This window comes from Flavobacterium potami (genome assembly GCF_020026915.1).
In the GTDB taxonomy this organism is placed as follows: Bacteria; Bacteroidota; Bacteroidia; order Flavobacteriales; family Flavobacteriaceae; genus Flavobacterium; species Flavobacterium potami.
This window is the reverse complement of sequence record NZ_JAINUY010000034.1, coordinates 1-291: the sequence shown is the minus strand read 5'-3', so window position 1 is coordinate 291 and position 291 is coordinate 1. Positions and strand designations below refer to the sequence as shown.

Sequence of the window (291 nt, the reverse complement as noted above, 5' to 3'; positions counted from 1 at the left end):
AAAGTCCCAACCTGAATACCCGTCGCCTGCAAGACCTTAAAAGCCTTTGGCCCGACGTGGCCACTCAGGATCAAATCCACGGACAGATCCGCCATCTTTTGCGCGGTGTTGATTCCTGCGCCCTGCGCAGCGTTCAAATTGTCCAAGTTGTCAATGACCTGAGTTTCCTCGCTCTCGGTATCAAATATGATGATATAACGCGCACGCCCAAAGCGTTCATCAACAGCGCTATCAGGCGTTTTGTCAAAAGCCGTCACGGCAATTTTCTTCACTGGTCCATCCCCTATGCAA

1 protein-coding gene is annotated in these 291 nt (G+C 51.2%); it reads right to left on the bottom strand.

The genetic code is table 11. The annotated features are described in order from the left end of the window. Positions 1-291, bottom strand: a 291-nt coding sequence (locus K6T82_RS24160; protein ID WP_223711583.1) for a NifB/NifX family molybdenum-iron cluster-binding protein, incomplete at both ends; no start/stop codon positions are given.